The 17,073-nt window shown below is 54.9% G+C and carries 17 protein-coding genes, 5 pseudogenes and 1 riboswitch; of the genes and pseudogenes, 17 read left to right on the top strand and 5 right to left on the bottom strand.

What is annotated here, in order from left to right; genetic code table 11:
* Window positions 1–12: 12 nt before the first annotated feature.
* Complete coding sequence (locus VU18_RS10340; protein WP_047758181.1) at window positions 13–1,146, top strand: class I SAM-dependent methyltransferase; 1,134 nt, start codon at window positions 13–15, stop codon at window positions 1,144–1,146.
* An 83-nt stretch (window positions 1,147–1,229) separates the two neighbouring features.
* Here VU18_RS10340 and VU18_RS10335 read toward each other — a convergent pair whose 3' ends face one another.
* Together VU18_RS10335 and VU18_RS10330 are read right to left on the bottom strand one after the other, a co-directional pair.
* On the bottom strand, window positions 1,230–1,472 hold the full coding sequence (locus VU18_RS10335) for a DUF2626 family protein (RefSeq protein ID WP_008879854.1): 243 nt from the start codon (window positions 1,470–1,472) through the stop codon (window positions 1,230–1,232).
* 158 nt (window positions 1,473–1,630) lie between these two features.
* Entirely contained in the window at window positions 1,631–2,329 is a 699-nt protein-coding gene (locus VU18_RS10330; RefSeq protein WP_011231918.1) for a metalloregulator ArsR/SmtB family transcription factor, read from the bottom strand.
* 192 nt (window positions 2,330–2,521) lie between these two features.
* Here VU18_RS10330 and comGA point away from each other — a divergent pair.
* The 10 genes and pseudogenes from comGA to VU18_RS10290 form a co-directional block, all read left to right on the top strand.
* Window positions 2,522–3,470, top strand: a pseudogene (gene comGA / locus VU18_RS10325) (competence type IV pilus ATPase ComGA); the annotation flags it as partial.
* 1 nt (window position 3,471) lies between these two features.
* A pseudogene (locus VU18_RS20100) lies at window positions 3,472–3,595 on the top strand (competence protein ComG); the annotation flags it as partial.
* A pseudogene (gene comGB / locus VU18_RS10320) lies at window positions 3,592–4,532 on the top strand (competence type IV pilus assembly protein ComGB); the annotation flags it as partial. The pseudogenes VU18_RS20100 and comGB, both read left to right, overlap by 4 nt.
* A gap of 1 nt (window position 4,533) precedes the next feature.
* Window positions 4,534–4,620, top strand: an 87-nt coding sequence (locus VU18_RS21110) for a hypothetical protein (RefSeq protein WP_255351094.1), incomplete at its 5' end; no start/stop codon positions are given.
* A gap of 202 nt (window positions 4,621–4,822) precedes the next feature.
* On the top strand, window positions 4,823–5,119 hold the full coding sequence (gene comGC / locus VU18_RS10315; RefSeq protein ID WP_011231915.1) for a competence type IV pilus major pilin ComGC: 297 nt from the start codon (window positions 4,823–4,825) through the stop codon (window positions 5,117–5,119).
* Window positions 5,109–5,546, top strand: a complete 438-nt coding sequence (comGD, locus tag VU18_RS10310) for a competence type IV pilus minor pilin ComGD (protein WP_011231914.1) — start codon at window positions 5,109–5,111, stop codon at window positions 5,544–5,546. Before comGC ends, comGD begins: the two co-directional genes overlap by 11 nt.
* A complete protein-coding gene (locus tag VU18_RS10305) occupies window positions 5,530–5,856 on the top strand; it encodes a type II secretion system protein (RefSeq protein ID WP_047758065.1) in 327 nt (108 codons plus the stop codon). Before comGD ends, VU18_RS10305 begins: the two co-directional genes overlap by 17 nt.
* Window positions 5,835–6,281 carry a competence type IV pilus minor pilin ComGF gene (comGF, locus tag VU18_RS10300; protein WP_047758064.1) on the top strand — a complete coding sequence of 149 codons (447 nt, stop codon included), beginning with the start codon at window positions 5,835–5,837 and terminating at the stop codon, window positions 6,279–6,281. Before VU18_RS10305 ends, comGF begins: the two co-directional genes overlap by 22 nt.
* 74 nt (window positions 6,282–6,355) lie before the next feature.
* Window positions 6,356–6,745 carry a competence type IV pilus minor pilin ComGG gene (gene comGG / locus VU18_RS10295; protein WP_047758063.1) on the top strand — a complete coding sequence of 130 codons (390 nt, stop codon included), beginning with the start codon at window positions 6,356–6,358 and terminating at the stop codon, window positions 6,743–6,745.
* A 46-nt stretch (window positions 6,746–6,791) separates the two neighbouring features.
* Entirely contained in the window at window positions 6,792–6,971 is a 180-nt protein-coding gene (locus tag VU18_RS10290; RefSeq protein ID WP_011231910.1) for a YqzE family protein, read from the top strand.
* Window positions 6,972–7,073: 102 nt separating this feature from the next.
* Here VU18_RS10290 and VU18_RS10285 read toward each other — a convergent pair whose 3' ends face one another.
* Complete coding sequence (locus VU18_RS10285) at window positions 7,074–7,868, bottom strand: YqhG family protein (RefSeq protein WP_011231909.1); 795 nt, start codon at window positions 7,866–7,868, stop codon at window positions 7,074–7,076.
* Complete coding sequence (locus VU18_RS10280) at window positions 7,855–9,519, bottom strand: DEAD/DEAH box helicase (RefSeq protein ID WP_011231908.1); 1,665 nt, start codon at window positions 9,517–9,519, stop codon at window positions 7,855–7,857. The genes VU18_RS10285 and VU18_RS10280 overlap by 14 nt, the downstream gene beginning before the upstream one ends.
* A gap of 219 nt (window positions 9,520–9,738) precedes the next feature.
* A riboswitch (glycine riboswitch) is annotated at window positions 9,739–9,827 on the top strand.
* A gap of 186 nt (window positions 9,828–10,013) precedes the next feature.
* Between VU18_RS10280 and gcvT the strand changes: the two genes are divergently transcribed.
* From gcvT to VU18_RS10260, 4 genes are all read left to right on the top strand, one after another.
* On the top strand, window positions 10,014–11,108 hold the full coding sequence (gcvT, locus tag VU18_RS10275) for a glycine cleavage system aminomethyltransferase GcvT (protein WP_011231907.1): 1,095 nt from the start codon (window positions 10,014–10,016) through the stop codon (window positions 11,106–11,108).
* A gap of 35 nt (window positions 11,109–11,143) precedes the next feature.
* Window positions 11,144–12,490 carry an aminomethyl-transferring glycine dehydrogenase subunit GcvPA gene (gene gcvPA, locus VU18_RS10270; RefSeq protein ID WP_011231906.1) on the top strand — a complete coding sequence of 449 codons (1,347 nt, stop codon included), beginning with the start codon at window positions 11,144–11,146 and terminating at the stop codon, window positions 12,488–12,490.
* Window positions 12,483–13,955: an aminomethyl-transferring glycine dehydrogenase subunit GcvPB gene (gene gcvPB / locus VU18_RS10265; RefSeq protein WP_047758062.1), complete on the top strand. Its 1,473-nt coding sequence runs from the start codon at window positions 12,483–12,485 to the stop codon at window positions 13,953–13,955. Before gcvPA ends, gcvPB begins: the two co-directional genes overlap by 8 nt.
* 313 nt (window positions 13,956–14,268) lie before the next feature.
* A complete protein-coding gene (locus VU18_RS10260; protein WP_014196334.1) occupies window positions 14,269–15,456 on the top strand; it encodes an ROK family protein in 1,188 nt (395 codons plus the stop codon).
* A gap of 56 nt (window positions 15,457–15,512) precedes the next feature.
* Here VU18_RS10260 and VU18_RS10255 read toward each other — a convergent pair whose 3' ends face one another.
* Complete coding sequence (locus tag VU18_RS10255) at window positions 15,513–15,887, bottom strand: rhodanese-like domain-containing protein (RefSeq protein ID WP_011231903.1); 375 nt, start codon at window positions 15,885–15,887, stop codon at window positions 15,513–15,515.
* Window positions 15,888–16,096: 209 nt separating this feature from the next.
* Here VU18_RS10255 and VU18_RS10250 point away from each other — a divergent pair.
* A pseudogene (locus VU18_RS10250) lies at window positions 16,097–16,699 on the top strand (biotin/lipoate A/B protein ligase family protein); the annotation flags it as partial.
* Between the two features lies 1 nt (window position 16,700).
* Window positions 16,701–16,933, top strand: a pseudogene (locus VU18_RS20095) (octanoyltransferase); the annotation flags it as partial.
* Window positions 16,934–17,073 lie beyond the last annotated feature (140 nt).

The following is a 17,073-nucleotide window of genomic DNA, read 5'->3' as shown; positions in this document are numbered from 1 at the left end:
AGAGAAATGGTGATGGGTCGATTGTATGAACAGATTGCCGCAGCGCCGGGTGGGCGGGTGTCGTACGCCGATTACATGCAGATGGTTCTTTACGACGAACGATTCGGCTACTATATGCGAGAGCGGGCGAAAATCGGCAAGGAAGGCGATTTTTTTACGAACAGCTCATTCGCGCCGGTGTTTGGCAAAGCGCTTGCTTCGCTTTGGGTTCGGATGGTGGAACAGAGCGGCCTGCCGCCCGCTGTTTGCGAGTGGGGGGGCGGAGACGGAAGATTGGCGCTTTCGGTATTGGAAGAATGGAAGAAAAAAAGTCCACATACATACGACCGCTTGTCGTATACGATCATCGACCAAAGCCCGTTCCACCGCCGGCGCCAGCGCGAAACGCTTCAACCCGCAGCCGAGAAGGTGGAGCAATATGACGATGTCTCTCGCTGGCTGGCCGAGCGTGGGCCGTTTTCCGGCATTGTGTTTAGCAACGAATTTTTTGATGCGTTTCCCGTTCACGTCATTGTAAAGGAAGGCGGCGTTTTGCACGAATGTTTTGTCGCCGCCCGCGATGGCCGGCTCGTTGAAGAAAAGGCGCCGCTTTGCCGTCCCGCTATTGTCCGCTATTTACATGAGCGCGGATTGGATCTTGCTGAAGGGCAAAGGCTTGAGGTGCCTCTCGCGATGAAGGCGTTTTGGCTCGAGGTTGGGCCGCTGTTTCATCAGGCGGTGATGGTGACGGTCGACTATGGCTATATGGACGAACAGTTGCGCGCCCCGGCACGGCGGCATGGAAGCTTGCGCGGATATTTCCGCCATCAGCTTGTTGCCGACCCGCTTCGCCATCCGGGGGAGATGGACTTGACGAGCCATGTACAATGGGATGCGCTTCGCTTGTACGCCCGTCAGGCTGGGTGGGAGGAAGTGGCGTTCGTTCGCCAAGATCGGTTTTTGCTCGCGGCCGGCCTTTTGCATGAATGGAACGTTTCAGAAGGCGGCGATTTCTTTTCGCCGGCAAGCCGCCAAAATCGAATGATCCGCGCGCTGATCGCCGACGATGGCGTCAGCCGCTTTTTTGACGTGCTTATTTTGCAGAAAGGAATGAGTCTCCCCGCGCGAGACTTTTGGCCAGCGCCCGAGTTTTTGCCGGCCGATTAACGGCTTCCTTCGCCTATCTGCAATGGAGAAAAGGGGTTCCGGTCAAAGCGGCAAAAAAACAGGCAGGAGGTTCTGCCTGTTTTTTATTCACCCATGCCGGGCACCATCATAAAAGTCGTCCAATACGTAAATGCCGCGAAGAAAATCGTCAAATATGCCCCGAAAATGTAAATGTACATTCTCTCGGTCAGCTTTAAAAAGCCGAGGAACAGGAAAAATACGGTTTGGCCAAAGAAGATGAGCGACGTCGTATGCATATGGCCAAGGTAAAACATGACAGCAAAAATGCCGGTCCAAAAGGCGAGCACGCGGAACATGCGGTCCATTATGTATCCCTCCTTTGTTTGTGCAAACCATTGGTCCTTACTTATTATAATGTACAATGATTGGGAATGTAAATAACGCTTTCGGACAAGTGGTAAGAAATGATGCCAATGCCGGCCGTTGCTTGCTTCAGACAAAAAAGAAGGAAGGAGGGACGCTGTCACGGACGGATGATGGTGCGGTAGGCGCAGCGGTGGCTGCCTTCCATCATATTTTCCGTTTCCGTTACTTCAGCACCGGCAAACAGCGTCTCGACCATTCCCTCCAAAAAAGCGTGGTGCATGCCGCAGACGGTATCAGGTGCTTGCGCGGCGATTTCTTTGAACGGGCAGTTGAAAATATCGAGGTATAGCACTCCTTTTTCTTCATCATAGTGCAATTGCGGCAAAAATCCAGCCGCTTCGGCCGCCTCTTCCATTATGGCGATTTTGTCCGCCATGGTGAGCGCGCTCGCTGTGCCGTTATGCGGCAAACGGCTGGCGATGAGCTCACGGCCGAACCGCTTTCCTGTTTCACGCAACGCCTCGCTTCCAATGGGACCGAGTTTGGCCATCGTTTGAATGGCGATGCGGGCGAGGAGTTGATAATCGCGGAACGGAAAATACAGCCCGATCACTTCGTCGGACAGGCGGTACAGCCGGCTCGGCCGCCCGCCTTTTCCCGTTTTTTGCGTATCCGATACGACCATGCGAACGTCTTCAAGCTTCGTTAAATGCAAGCGGGCAACGTTTGGATGGATATGAAATTTTTCTGCGATTTCTTGAACAGAAACTTCGCGATGCACTTTTGCCATATATTCATAAATATGAAATCTTGTCGGGTCAGACAATACGCTTGTGATTTTCAGCGTTTGTTCCATTGGTTTCCCTCCTAAATGAATCATTGATATGGTTATTATAATGAAATCGTCCAAAGCGAGGAATGATTTTTGTCACTATTGGCAGTGAGTGGACTGACATTCAAAAAAATTTCACAAAAAAGCTGCGCCAAAAGCAGGATAACGACTCATGCTCGTCGAAATACAAAGCAGTCTGTCGAAAGGAGGGAATATGTGCTGAACGAGATCGAACAAACGGCAAACCGCCTTCTCGCCGAAGCGGTGCAGCGCCGCGCCTCGGATCTTCACCTCGTTCCGCGCCGCCGCGATGCCGCTGTTCGTCTTCGGCTTGATGGCATGCTTGTCGACGTTGGCGTGCTTTCGAAGGAAACGGCGGAACGTCTCATCGCCCACTTTAAATTTTTAGCCGGCATGGACATCGGGGAACGACGCCGTCCGCAAAGCGGCGCCATGGAAGTGGCTGAGTTTGGGGAAACGGTGTATTTGCGTTTATCGACATTGCCGACGCTCTACGATGAAAGCCTCGTCATTCGGCTTCTGCCGCAGCGCCTCTCGCTGCCGCTTCGCGAACTATCTTTATTCTTCCGCTCCACCGCACGATTATTTTCCTTCATGCAGCATCCGCAAGGGCTTGTGCTGTTGACCGGCCCGACGGGGTCGGGAAAAACGACGACCCTCTACACCCTTCTTGATCTTTGCCAAGCTGAAAGGCAACGCAACATCATCACGCTTGAAGATCCGATCGAAAAACAGAACGAACGATTGTTGCAAGTGCAAATCAATGAAAAAGCAGGCATCACATACGCCGCCGGGTTAAAAGCGGCGCTGCGCCATGACCCGGATGTGTTGATGGTCGGCGAGATCCGCGATCATGATACGGCGGCCATTGCCATCCGTTCAGCGTTGAGCGGCCATTTGGTCGTCTCGACGATGCACGCCGCCGATGCAGTCGGCGCCGTCTACCGGCTGCATGAATTCGGCATTCCGCTCGGCGATTTGGCCGAGACGCTGCTTGCCGTCTCTGCCCAGCGGCTTGTCGAGCTTTGCTGCCCGCTGTGCGGCGACGATTGCCATCCATCGTGCGGCCGTCTTGGACGACGCCGGCGCACGGCTGTTTATGAGTTGCTTTGCGGTTCAGCGCTGGAGGACGTGATTCGTTCCCNCTCCAATGGGAGAGGGAAGCCAAAGCGCTCTAATATGACGCTGGCGCGCTTGATCCGCAAGGGGATTGCGCTCGGCTACCTGCCCGTTCGCATGCTTGAGCTCGTCGGAGGGGGAGAAAGATGAAACGCAAAATGTGGCCGCTCGCTGAACAGGCGTTGTTTTTCACTCGGCTCGGCCGGTTGCTCGAGCGCGGTTACCCCCTTGGGCAAGCGCTTGAGTTTTTGGCCATTCAGGCTCCCACACACCGCCGGATGGAAGTGGAACGCTGTCTGCAGCAGCTGCGCGCCGGGTTGCCGCTGTTTGCGGCTGTCGAAGCGCTGTCGGTCGACCGCATGGCGGTTAACCTTCTCTTTTTTGCCGAACGGCATGGCGATTTACCGCGCGGCATGGCAGAGACAGGGGAAGCGCTGGCGCAAAAAGCGCGCTTCTACGAGCAGCTTCACCGCTTCAGCCGCTATCCGCTGTTCCTTCTTTCTTTGCTCATCATCATGCTCGTCTTGATGGAATGGTGGCTGCTGCCGCAGTTTGAACGGGCGGCGGCGGCGTTTTCTCCACAACGCGGGCACACCGCTTGGCTGCTTGCGGTGGTCGCCCATGCCCCTATGGCGATGGCGGCCATCGCCGTCTTGGCGGTGTTCTCCGGGCTGTTTTACACCGCTTATTTCCGCCGCTGGCCGGTCTCCCGAAAACTTCAATTCGCCTTGCGAATTCCAGGGCTTGCTTCGTTTCTGAGACTGTTCCTCACCTGCCTGACTGCCCGACAGCTCGGGCGCTTGCTGCAGGCCGGGTTGTCGGTTTATGATGCGCTCGGCGTGTTCAGCGAGCCGTCGTCCTGGCCATTTTTGCAAATGGAAGGCCGGCGCCTTCGCCACGGGTTGATGAAAGGGATGGCGCTTGACAGATTAATCGGCGCCGCCCGCTATTACGAACAAGAGCTGGCGCTTGTCATCCGCCACGGCCAGTCGAACGGCGAGCTTGGCAAAGAGCTTGAACATTACAGCGAGTTTTTGCTGCAGGTGATGGAACAACGAATCGAGTCGGTCTTAAAATGCATGCAGCCNCTTTTGTTGGCGGTGGTTGGCTCGTTTGTCGTCGGCATGTATTTGGCGATTTTGTTGCCGATGTTTTCTATGTTGAATGAACTGTAAATAACTTCCGTTTAACAAGGATGGGACGGCTCTGTAGGAACAAGATGCTCAATCTTGATATGTTGGCTCCTTGAGAGAGGGACGCGCCCCTCCTCCCAAGGCCCAATCAATGAACAGACTCGATGGTCAAGGAACGGATCGAACTGAACCGGCCATTCGCTAAGCGCTCTTTCTGAAATTTCGTATGCGAGGAGGAGTGACAATGAATCAAAAGGGATTCACATTGATCGAAATGTTGATCGTTATGATGGTGATTTCTGTCCTGCTGCTGATTGCCATTCCGAATATGACAAAGCACAACAGCATGATCAATTCGAAAGGATGCGAGGCGTTTTTGAACACCGTGCAAGCGCAGGTGAAAGCGTATGAGATGGAGCATAACAAAATTCCGACGGTGCAGGAATTGCTCGCTGGCCGCTATATCAAGTCGGACAAATGTCCGAACGGTCATGCGATCCAAATCAGCGCGAACGGCGATGTGAGTGAAAGTGGCTCGTAACGGCGGGTTTACGCTGCTTGAGATGCTGATCGTTTTCTCGGTGGTGCTGGTGCTTGCCGCGCTGGCTGTTCCGACGCTTGGCGGCGCTGTGCGCCATCAAGAGGAGATGTATATGCTGGCTGTGCTGCGCGCGGATTTGTATGGCGCGCAGCAGCATGCCATCGCCCGGCGGGTGAATGTAGCGGTTTTTTTTACAGACGGCGGCGCTGGGTACAAGGCGATTGATGCAACGAGCGGCCGGCAGATTGTCGCTCGTTCGCTCCCTTCTCCGTGGCGGTTTCGGCTCGGCACGCTGCGCAATCCGCTCATCTTTACTGACAACGGCAACATTGAACGGGCTGGAACTATTTGGATAGGGGGTGGCCAAATAACTTATAAAGTCACCTTTTTGCTGGGGAAAGGGCGATTTTATGTGCAAAAAATGTAGCGGCGGATTTTTGCTTGTTGAAGCATTGTTCGCTTTGGCGCTGCTATGGACGACAGCGGCCGTTCTTCTTCCACTGTTGATGCAAATGGCGCATGAGCGCAACAGCCTCATTCTCGAGGAGAAAGCGCGCCGGCTGTTGGCCATCGCGTTGTATGAGGAGCCGCTTGCCGGAGAAACCATGATCGCCGACGGGCGTACAGTATTTCGGCTGCAAGCGAGCGATGAAGGGGGACGAATGTGGAAAGTATGCGTGCGTTGGAACGATTACGTCGGCCGCGAGATGGAGCGGTGCGGGTATGGCAAGCGATAGCGGCAAAAGAAAACGGGTTTACGATGATCGAAGCGCTGTTGGCGCTGGCGGCTGCGATGGCGGTGGCGGCGGTCGTTCCGGCGTTGTTGTCCGTCCGCTTGCTGGCTCCGGAGCCGACGGACGCGTTTTCCCGATTGGAATGGCGGCTGTTTTTGCAACAGCTGCAAATCGAGCTGAATGAAACGAGGCAGTGGTCGACTGGGGGCCATGTCCTCTATTTGCAAAAATGGAGCGGTGAGACGGTCAGTTTTTCTGTTGTTGCGTCAAGAGCCCAACTGATCCGCCAGGTGGACGGCGCTGGCAATGAAACGGCGCTCCGTCATGTGCGCGCTGTTTCGTACCGCGCCGGCACCCGCGGGATATTTTTGCAAGTGACGGCTGATGACGGCACCGTTTACGAGGCGTTTGTGGCGCGGGCGTTTTAGCGGGCGGCTTGTACGGTGAGACCCCCTTGACCGCCGCTTCCCCCTTTTAGACTGGAAAAACGAGGGAAGGGGAAATGGGTCGACAAGATGGTGTCATTTTTCCGATTGTGGCTGTCGTTTCTTTGTTGCTTGTCTTTTCTGTCACGCATGTCTTGCTCCTCTATGAAGCGGAACGACAGGCGGCTTATGCGGCCCGGCAGGCAGCCGAGGCGGACGAGCTTGTGCAGATGGCCGTGTTTGACGTAAAAGAACGCATCGCATCAGCCGATCCGTCGACCGCGGAAGAGGCTGGGGAATGGACCTATCCGCGCGGAAGGGCCGTCTACCGGTGGGTGCGGGAAGATGCAGCGCACGTTCGGGTTTCTTTGTCCATCCGTTCAGCCTCTGGACTGAGGCGCGCTGTCATGTTTACTGTCACGCTTCCGGCGCTTCATATTGTCGAATGGAGAGAGCAAAACGGTTAAAAGAGGAAAGAAGCGGAAAAACTAAAAGAAAAAAGGGGGGGATTTGATGGCGGTCAACGATTATGTCAAGTTTGTCACCCAACAATTTGTCGCCTACATGGACTTGCCGAAAGAGGAGCGGAGGCAGCGGCGTCAGGTGCGGAAACAAGAGCAGCTTCCGCTTTCATACCGCTTGTTTGGCATGGTGCCGCTTTCGCTTCGCTTGCTGTTTCGGCGCCGCCCGTAGCAGCCGCCCGCTGGCCTAGGCCGGCGGGCGGTTTTCGTGCCGACGGAAGGGAGTTCGTCGGTTTGAGCGCTGTGAGCCGGATGGACCCATCCCGGGGTTGATTCACGATGAGCGGGGCAGCAAATAAAACAGTCCGCCGTTGATGACGGAAACGGTGATGCGCGGCTTGTACTGCTTTTCCAACGCTTCCTTCTCAATATAATAGCACTCCGGCTTTTCTTCGCAGTCTTTGTAAAATTCATCAAGCAACGCCAAATCGTCGGCCCAGCGTCGGCGCGCCTCATCCGCCCACGCATGGTTGTCGGCGGCGATGCGGCTGCGTATGTATTGCTCGAGACGGCCGATGCCGCTTCTCGGTTTAATGAGCGGGGAGATGGTGAAACAGTAATCAGGGATTTTCGGCGTCAGCCGTCGCTCGCGCATCCGCTCATGAAACGACTCGACGATCGTTCCGCTAATGAGATGAAGGCCAAGGGAGACGATTTCATCTTTTTTTCGGTCGCATTCGTACGAAATCGTGACGTTCATGCCGAGCCATGGATGGAGGGCGGCGTTGCCGTCCAAAGGCGCGCTTGGCTCCTCATACAGGCGGATGAAGCTGCCGCGTTTTTGCGCTGAGCGGAACAGCTGGTGCAGCCGGGGAGCGCCGAAATGGAGGCGCTCGCCTTTGAGTTTGTCCGTCCGCTCGCTCGCGCGGGTGATGAGCGTCAGTCGCATCGGCTGCGGCACGCCGCCTGTCCGTTCAATATAATGCCAGTAAAACGGCCGATTCATCAGTTCTTTGTCCATTTCTGCCGTCAGCTGCACGGTGAGGTAGTCGTCGCTTGCTTCCACAAACGTGCAGCCGTTGGCCGCAAAATAGCGTTCGACAAAGCGGCGGATTTCATGTTGCTGCATGCCGCTCTCCTCCTTCCTTTCCAAGCTGCTCCGCCAGCTCGATCATCGCGACGATGTTTTCCATTTTGATTTTCATCTCCCCTTCGCTTCGTGAATGAACGAAGGCGTCTTCGAAGTAGCGCTCCAGGTTGGCGAGGTTCATTTTCGCCAAAATGTCGTCCAGCTCGCCGACGACTCGTTCGAACAGGCGGATTTTTTCGTACAGAAGCGTTAAAATATGTTCTTCGACCGTCTGTTTGACAGCGAAGTTATAAATGTAGACGTCATCCGTCTGCCCGAGCCGGTGGACGCGGCCGATTCGCTGCTCAAGGCGCATCGGGTTCCACGGCAAGTCGTAGTTGATGACATAGCGGCAAAACTGCAAGTTGATGCCCTCGCCGCCCGCCTCGGTGGCGATGAACACTTGGGCGTGGTGTTTAAACAGTTCCTGCATCCAGTCTTTTTTGCCGCGCCGGAAGCCGCCGCGAAACGGAACGGACGAGATGCCGTGCTGCTTTAAAAACCATTGCAAGTAAAGCTGCGTCGCCCGGTATTCCGTGAAAATAATGACTTTGTCATGAATGGAACGGATAAGCTCGAGCGCTTTTTCCGCCTTTGAGTTCGTCGTGACGGCGTTGATTTTTTCCAATACGCGTTCAAGCGGCTCCGGAACCGCTCCGCTGCATTTATCGATCATGTTTTTGATCGTGAGAAACAGCGCCTCGCGGCTGCTGCACGCCTCACGAAGAAGCGTGATGAGCGAAAACGAGCCGGCGAACGATTCGCGGCGGAGCGCCTTGACCGCTTCATACAGTTCCCGCTCCTCATTCGTAAACTCGATCAGCACCGGTTCAACGTGGCGCTTCGCCCATTCGATCGGCGTATCGGCGCGGCGGTTGCGGATCATCACTTTGTTGACGAGCGCTTTTAAATGGTCGTTCGTCTGTACGGCCCGCGTTTTTCCGTACGTTTTGGCAAACTGTTCCGAGCTGCCTAAATGGCCGGGTTTCAACAGCGAGACGAGGTTGAAAATTTCTTCGATCCGGTTTTGGATCGGCGTCGCTGTCAGGAGCAAACAAAACTTCTTTTTTAAATTTTGCACAAACTCGTAGTTTTTCGTTTTGTTATTTTTCAGTTTGTGCGCCTCGTCGATGATGATCATGTCGTACGACTGCCCGTAGATGATGTCACGGTGCGGCGGTTTTTTCGCCGTGTCGATCGAGGAAACGACGATATCGCACTGCTCCCAGACGTAGCTCTTTTTCTGCTGGACGGCCGGGATGAAAAATTTTTCGTTCAACTCTCTCACCCATTGCGAAACAAGGGAGGCGGGAACGAGAATCAGCGCTTTTTTCACAAGGCCGCGAATCATATATTCTTTTAAGACGAGCCCGGCCTCGATCGTTTTTCCAAGCCCGACTTCATCCGCCAAAATGGCTTTGCCGTTCATCTCCTCGACGACGCGGCGCGCCACTTCAAGCTGGTGCGGAAGGATCGTCAAGTGGGGCAGGTGTTTGGGCGCCTGCAAGCCATTAAATTCTGGGACGCTTAAATGATGGGCGGCCTCAAGAGCCAGTTCGTACATTTCCCAGCTCGCCCACGGACCGTCTTTTTCGACGCGTGCCAAAAATTCCTCCTTCCATGTTTCATCCATTTCAAGGTCAATGTTCATGGCGATCCCCTTCCCTTGTTGCGAATGTTTATATAGATTGCATGTGGTATGTTGATGAAAACAAGAACATTATTATGACTAATTGCCATGAAAGTTCGATTATTTCCTATTGCCCTTTGACTGTGATTGATGGTAGTATAAATTTAGAACATTCTCATGACTCGTTGATCAGGGTGTTTGTTAGTATGCCCGATATGGAAACAATTTATTGATGGGCGGATGACGGCAAGGGGAGAGACTACGGAATGTAGCGCCGAAGGAGCAAGCGGAAACGCGAATCTCTCAGGCAAAAAGACTCTTGCTTGACGCAGCTCTGGAGAGCGCCTGCGTTCACGCAGGCCACCCAAGAGGAAACCGATCGGCCCCATGGACCGCGAACGGACGCGCCAAACGGGCCGGCGGGAAACTTTCAGGTGCCAGGACAGAGCCCCCTTACTTGTTGATAGGGGAAGTCTGTCCTTTTTTGTGTGACGTGGATCAAAGGAGGGAATCAGATGCTAAAGCGCACGCCCCTATTCTCGGTGTACGCCCGTTGCGGCGCCAAAACGATTGAATTTGGCGGCTGGGAAATGCCGGTGCAGTTTTCCAGCATCAAGGAAGAACATGAGGCTGTAAGAACGCGCGCCGGGCTGTTTGACGTCTCCCATATGGGGGAAATTGTCGTCCGCGGCCGTGGGAGCCTCGCGTTTTTGCAAAAGCTCATGACCAATGACGTCGCCAAACTGCGGCCCGGCCGGGCGCAATATACGCTCATGTGCTATGAGGACGGCGGCACAGTCGATGATTTGCTCATCTATCAAAAAGGAGAGAATGACTACTTGCTGGTCGTCAACGCAGCGAATACGGAAAAAGACTTCGCTTGGCTAAGCGGGCATGTTGAGGGCGACGTCGAGCTTCAAGATGTATCGTCCGAAACGGCTCAGCTTGCCTTGCAAGGGCCGGCAGCGGAGCGCGTCTTGCAGCGATTGACGGATTTTGATTTGGCGGCGCTGCGCCCGTTTTCATTCGCCGACGGCGTCGAAGTCTCGGGCGTGAAGGCGCTCGTTTCGCGCACCGGCTATACGGGGGAAGACGGGTTTGAGCTATATTGTAAAGCGGAAGACGCCGCCGCGCTATGGGAGGCGATCCTAGCGGCCGGAGCTCGTGACAGCGTTCTCCCATGCGGACTGGGGGCGCGCGATACGCTCCGCTTTGAAGCATGCCTGCCGCTTTACGGTCAAGAGCTGTCCGACTCGATTTCACCAGTTGAAGCCGGGCTTGGTTTTGCCGTCAAAACGGAAAAAGAGACGCCGTTTATCGGCCAAGCTGTATTGAAACGGCAAAAAGAGGAAGGGCCGCCGCGCCGGCTCGTCGGCATTGAAATGATCGACAGAGGCATTCCGCGCCACGGATACCTTGTATTTGCCGACGGCGAAGAGGTCGGGTTCGTCACGACCGGCACGCAGTCGCCGACGCTGAAGAAAAACATCGGCTTGGCCTTGGTGAAAGCGGATGTGGCTGCCATCGGCCGGGAGGTGGAGGTGGACATCCGCGGCAAGCGGCTGAAAGCGAACATCGTGCCGATTCCGTTTTACAGGCGGGCCAAGTGACGATTCCAAAGCGACAAGGAAAGGGGAAAAACGCAGTGCTCCATCGTTATTTGCCGATGACGGAAGAAGACAAACAGGAGATGCTGAAGACGATCGGCGTCGCCTCGATTGACGACTTGTTTGCCGATATTCCAGAACAAGTCCGCTTCCGCGGCGAGCTGAAGGTGAAACCGGCCAAATCCGAGCCAGAGCTGTGGAAAGAGCTTGCGGCCTTAGCGGAAAAAAACGCCAGCGTAAAACAATACGTTTCCTTTTTAGGAGCCGGGGTGTACGACCATTATATTCCGGCTGTCGTCGACCATGTCCTGTCGCGCTCTGAATTTTATACGGCCTATACGCCGTATCAACCGGAAATTTCCCAAGGCGAGCTGCAGGCGATTTTTGAGTTTCAAACAATGGTGTGCGAGTTGACCGGCATGGATGTCGCCAACTCGTCGATGTACGACGGCGGCACGGCGCTTGCCGAAGCGGTGCTTCTTAGCGCCGCGCATACGAAGCGGAAGAAAGTGCTCATCTCGACCGCCGTTCATCCGCAATATCGGGAAGTCGTGCGCACGTACGCCAAAGGACAGAAGCTCGAAGTGAAAGAAATTCCGTATGACGGCGGCATCACCGATCTTAAGGCGCTTGAAGCGGAAATGGGGGATGATGTGGCGTGCGTTGTCGTCCAATACCCGAACTTTTTTGGTCAAATCGAGCCGCTGAAAGCGATCGCGCCGCTTGCGCATGAAAAGAAAAGTTTGTTTGTCGTCGCCAGCAACCCATTGGCGCTTGGTGTGTTGACTCCACCCGGAGCGTTTGGCGCCGACATTGTGGTCGGCGACATGCAGCCATTTGGCATCCCGACGCAATTTGGCGGCCCGCATTGCGGCTATTTCGCTGTCAAAGCGCCGCTCATGCGCAAAATTCCAGGCCGTCTTGTCGGGCAGACAACCGATGAGGACGGGCGCCGCGGGTTTGTCTTGACGCTTCAAGCGCGCGAACAGCACATCCGCCGCGATAAGGCGACATCCAACATTTGCTCCAATCAAGCGTTAAACGCCTTGGCCGCTTCCGTTGCGCTGTCGGCGCTTGGCAAGCGGGGCGTGAAAGAAATGGCGGCGATGAATATTCAAAAAGCGCATTATGCGAAGGTGGAACTTGAAAAGCGCGGACTGTCGTCGCCGTTTGCCGGCCCGTTTTTCAACGAGTTCGTCATCCGGCTTGGACGGCCGGTTTCTGATGTGAACGATCGCCTGCTCGAAAAAGGAATCATCGGCGGCTATGACCTTGGGGCTGACTATCCGGAGCTTGCCGGTCATATGCTTGTTGCTGTCACCGAACTGCGGACAAAAGAAGAAATCGATCGGTTTGTCAATGAATTGGGGGATGGCCATGCATAACGATCAACCGCTTATTTTCGAACGAAGCAAGCCGGGGCGCATCGCCTACAGCCTGCCAGCGCTTGACGTGCCGGCTGTCGATGTCAGCGAGCTCGTGCCGGCCGATTATCTTCGCACTGAAGAGCCGGAGCTCCCGGAAGTGTCGGAGCTTGACTTAATGCGCCATTATACGGCGCTCTCGAAACGAAACCACGGCGTCGATTCCGGTTTTTACCCGCTCGGGTCGTGCACGATGAAATACAATCCGAAAATCAATGAAAACGTCGCCCGCCTCGCCGGGTTTGCCCACATTCATCCGCTTCAGCCAGAGAAAACGGTGCAAGGGGCTCTTGAGTTGATGTACGACTTGCAAGAGCATTTAAAAGAAATCACGGGCATGGATGCGGTCACCTTGCAGCCGGCGGCCGGCGCCCACGGCGAGTGGACCGGGCTGATGATGATCCGCGCTTACCATGAAGCAAACGGCGACTTCAACCGGACGAAAGTGATCGTCCCGGATTCAGCGCACGGGACGAACCCGGCGTCGGCAACGGTCGCCGGTTTTGAGACGGTGACGGTCAAATCGACCGCCGATGGACTTGTTGATTTAGAGGACTTAAAGCGCGTCGTCGGTCCGGATACAGCGGCGCTTATGCTCACGAATCCGAATACGCTCGGGCTGTTTGAAGAGCAGATCGTCGAAGTGGCTGAAATCGTCCACGCAGCCGGCGGCAAGCTGTATTATGACGGGGCGAATTTAAACGCCATTCTTGGCAAGGCGCGCCCGGGGGACATGGGCTTTGACGTCGTTCATTTGAACTTGCATAAAACGTTCACCGGCCCGCACGGCGGCGGAGGCCCAGGCTCAGGCCCGGTCGGGGTGAAAGCCGACCTCGTTCCGTTTTTGCCGAAGCCGGTCATCGAAAAAGGAGAAAACGGCTATTATCTCGATGACGACCGCCCGCAGTCGATCGGCCGCGTCAAGCCGTTTTACGGCAATTTCGGCATCAACGTCCGGGCGTACACGTACATCCGCTCGATGGGGCCGGACGGCTTAAAAGCGGTGAGCGAGTACGCCGTGTTAAACGCCAACTATATGATGCGGAGGCTTGCCGACTATTACGATTTGCCGTACGACCGCCATTGCAAGCACGAGTTCGTCCTGTCGGGACGCCGGCAAAAGAAACTCGGCGTCAGAACGCTCGATATTGCCAAGCGGCTGCTTGATTTCGGCTTCCATCCGCCGACGATTTACTTCCCGCTCATCGTCGAAGAGTGCATGATGATTGAGCCGACGGAGACGGAGTCGAAAGAGACGCTTGACGCGTTTATTGACGCCATGATCCAAATTGCCAAAGAGGCGGAGGAAAATCCGGAAATCGTTCAAGAAGCGCCGCATACGACCGTTGTGAAGCGACTTGATGAAACGACCGCAGCGCGCAAGCCGATTTTGCGCTACCAAAAACCGAAACATAGCAATAACTGACGTTTGAGCATTGATGAGCGCTCGCTCCCTAACGGAGCGGGCCGTTTCTTTGTACGCCGGATGAGCCATTGACAAAAACGTCGAATTAGTTTATTATATAAACTAAGATCAAGAAAGAAAAAGCATGTGTCCATATGGAGAAGTTAGCCTTAACAGTCGGTGCACGGGCGCCCGACGGCTTGAGTGAAAAAGCGGATGGCCAAGAAGCCTGCACGGCAGGAATCGACGGATGCAGCAACCGCCATAATAGCGAGGCGCCCCTGCCCTTTCGCAAGACACATTCGATCAATCAAATGAAAAGGATGACAGAGACGTGCGGACAGGAAACATTTCTCTTGTAAAAAAAATGAATAAACAGCTCGTCTTAAAATTGATTCGCGACCAGCATCCGATTTCGCGCGCCGATATCGCCAAGACAACCGGATTGAACAAGGCCACTGTCTCCGCGCTTGTTGACGAACTGATCGCCGAGCATTTCGTCCATGAAAGCGGAATCGGCGAGTCAACCGGCGGGCGCCGGCCGCTCATGCTTCGCTTCAACGCCGACGCCGGCTCGCTTATCGGCGTTGAGCTGGGGGTGAACTATTTGTATGCCGTGTTGACCAATTTAAACGCGGACATTCTTTGGGAGCAACGGCGTTCGTTCCGCCCGTCTGAAGGGCAGGAGGCGATCATCGGCGAAATGATGGAGCTCATCGAGGCGGCCATCCGCCGGGCGCCGGCGACACCGTACGGTGTGATGGGAATCGGCATCGGCGTGCCGGGCGTCGTCCATACCGAAAGCGGGACCGTTGTGTTTGCTCCGAACTTGCGCTGGGACGATGTCGCCTTGGCGGCTGTTTTGCGGCAACGGTGGCCTGAGCGTCCTGTCATTGTCGAGAATGAGGCGAAACTGGCGGCGCTTGGAGAAAAGTGGTTCGGCGCCGGCAACGAGTTCGCCCACTTTGTTTACATCAGCGCCGGAATCGGCATTGGCGCCGGCGTCGTTCTTCACCATCAGCTCTATCGGGGTGTCAGCGGCCTAGCTGGTGAAATCGGCCATCATACGATCGATGTCAACGGCATTCGCTGCAGCTGCGGCAACATCGGCTGCTGGGAAATGTATGCGTCGGAAAAATACATTGAGCGCCGTTTGGCTGAAGAAGGGCGTTCCGAATGGCTCGATGAACGCTTTTCCATCGCTGCGATGGCGTTGGCAGCAGAAAGCGATGAACAGCTGGCGCGCATTTTGGAGGAAACGGGGCGCTATCTCGGCGTTGGATTGTTGCAGGTGATTTATGCGTACAATCCAGAAGCAGTCATCATCGGCGGTCCGATTGCCCAAGCGGGCGAGTATGTGATCGGTCCGGCGCGCCAAGAAGTGAGAAAGCGAATTCTCGTCAAAAAAGAAAGCGAGCCGTCCATCATCTCCTCCAAGCTGAAAGAGAAAAGCTGCGCCATCGGCGCGGCTGCTTCGGTGCTTGAGGCGGTCGTCCTGCCGCCGGAATTTGCGGCGGTCTAGCGCATGCGAAAAGAGGCGCCTGCCTGTTTGGGCAGAGCGCCTTTTTGGTTAACGGGCTACGCTTTTTTCTTCACTTTCCCGGTCCATGTTTTAAATCCGCCTTTTAAATGGTACAAGTCGCGGTATCCTTTTCGGTAGAGCATTTGCGCGGCTCGCCCGCTGCGCAGTCCATTTTGGCAGTACAAATAGATCGGCTGGTCTTTGCGCAATTCTTTCATGCGCATGCGAAGCTGCGTGAGCGGGATGTTGCGAGCCCCTAAAATATGTCCAGCCGCAAACTCATCCGGTTCGCGGACGTCGACGAGTTGCGCTTTTCGATAACCGGCGCGGAACTCTTCCTCTGTCAATGCTTTGACAATTCTCTTCTGCCAGAAGTACGTAATGACGGAATACACGATGATTGCGCCGAGAATAATGAGCAATGCTTCCACCCGTCATGCCTCCTTTCGCTTCGTCTGCTATTTCCTATTATATAAAGTCGCCGCCGGGAAGCAAAGAGGTTTTCGCGATGCCATTTTTCTTTCCTTCACCGGCGTTGTTTGCTAAACTAATAAAGGCGGCCAAAAGCGTCCCGCCCCTTGGCGGTGGTCGACAAGCCGCCGCAGCGTTTAGAGTATGGAACAATAGAGAAGGTGGAACGATGGCAAAAGAAGTATGGCGCTTTATCGATTCCGGCTATTGCCCGCCGGCGTTCAATATGGCGCTCGATGAGGCGCTTCTCGATTGGCACAGCGAAGGCAAAATTCCGCCGACGATCCGCTTTTATGGCTGGAATCCGCCGACGTTGTCGATTGGTTATTTTCAAAAAGTGGAGAAAGAAATTGATTTAGAGGCGGTCAAACGGCACGGCCTCGGCTTTGTCCGTCGGCCGACCGGCGGGCGCGGCGTCCTGCACGATAAAGAATTGACATACAGCGTGATCGTCTCCGAGTCGCACCCGGCGATGCCGAAGACGGTGACGGAAGCATACCGCGTCATTTCGCAAGGAATTTTAGAGGGATTTCGCTATCTTGGGTTGGATGCGTATTTTGCCGTGCCGAAAACGGAAGAAGAGAAGGCAGATTTGCGCAGCCCGCGCTCGGCCGTTTGTTTTGACGCGCCGTCATGGTACGAGCTTGTCGTTGAGGGGCGGAAAATCGCCGGCAGCGCGCAAACGCGGCAAAAAGGCGTCATTTTGCAGCACGGATCGATTTTGCTTGATCTGGACGAAGAGCTGCTGTTCAGCTTGTTTAAATATCCAAACNAGCGGGTGAAAGAGCGTCTGCAGCGCGATTTTAAAAAGAAGGCAGTCGCGATCAATGAGTTGACGAGCCGCACGGTGACGATCGAGGAAGCGAAAGAGGCGTTTTACAAAGGATTTGAAAAGGGATTGAACATCGTATTGGAACCGTACACGCTCACCGCCGAAGAGCGGGCGTACGTTGAAGAGCTGGCGCGGACGAAATACGAAAGCGACGAATGGAACTTCAAGCGCTGAGCAGCGACGCGGTAAATCGTTCGTTTTCCGGCAAAAACAGCGGCACTCCCCCGTTTTTCTCCGCTTTTCGCCGTGTTTTGTTTTTTTTTGCTTGACAAAATGAAATCATTTGTTCTCTTTAACAATATATAGTATGATTT

Source organism: Geobacillus sp. ZGt-1 (genome assembly GCF_001026865.1).
In the GTDB taxonomy this organism is placed as follows: domain Bacteria; phylum Bacillota; class Bacilli; order Bacillales; family Anoxybacillaceae; genus Geobacillus; species Geobacillus thermoleovorans.
This window is presented reverse-complemented; position numbering and strand designations above follow the sequence as displayed.

Excerpts from the sequence above, each read along its gene's own strand:
- VU18_RS10340 (WP_047758181.1), top strand. The coding sequence starts at position 13 with ATGGGTCGATTGTATGAACAGATTGCCGCAGCGCCGGGTGGGCGGGTG.
- VU18_RS10335 (WP_008879854.1), bottom strand. The coding sequence starts at position 1,472 with ATGGACCGCATGTTCCGCGTGCTCGCCTTTTGGACCGGCATTTTTGCT.
- VU18_RS10330 (WP_011231918.1), bottom strand. The coding sequence starts at position 2,329 with ATGGAACAAACGCTGAAAATCACAAGCGTATTGTCTGACCCGACAAGA.
- comGC (WP_011231915.1), top strand. The coding sequence starts at position 4,823 with ATGAATCAAAAGGGATTCACATTGATCGAAATGTTGATCGTTATGATG.
- VU18_RS10305 (WP_047758065.1), top strand. The coding sequence starts at position 5,530 with ATGTGCAAAAAATGTAGCGGCGGATTTTTGCTTGTTGAAGCATTGTTC.
- comGG (WP_047758063.1), top strand. The coding sequence starts at position 6,356 with ATGGGTCGACAAGATGGTGTCATTTTTCCGATTGTGGCTGTCGTTTCT.
- VU18_RS10290 (WP_011231910.1), top strand. The coding sequence starts at position 6,792 with ATGGCGGTCAACGATTATGTCAAGTTTGTCACCCAACAATTTGTCGCC.
- VU18_RS10285 (WP_011231909.1), bottom strand. The coding sequence starts at position 7,868 with ATGCAGCAACATGAAATCCGCCGCTTTGTCGAACGCTATTTTGCGGCC.
- VU18_RS10280 (WP_011231908.1), bottom strand. The coding sequence starts at position 9,519 with ATGAACATTGACCTTGAAATGGATGAAACATGGAAGGAGGAATTTTTG.
- gcvT (WP_011231907.1), top strand. The coding sequence starts at position 10,014 with ATGCTAAAGCGCACGCCCCTATTCTCGGTGTACGCCCGTTGCGGCGCC.
- gcvPB (WP_047758062.1), top strand. The coding sequence starts at position 12,483 with ATGCATAACGATCAACCGCTTATTTTCGAACGAAGCAAGCCGGGGCGC.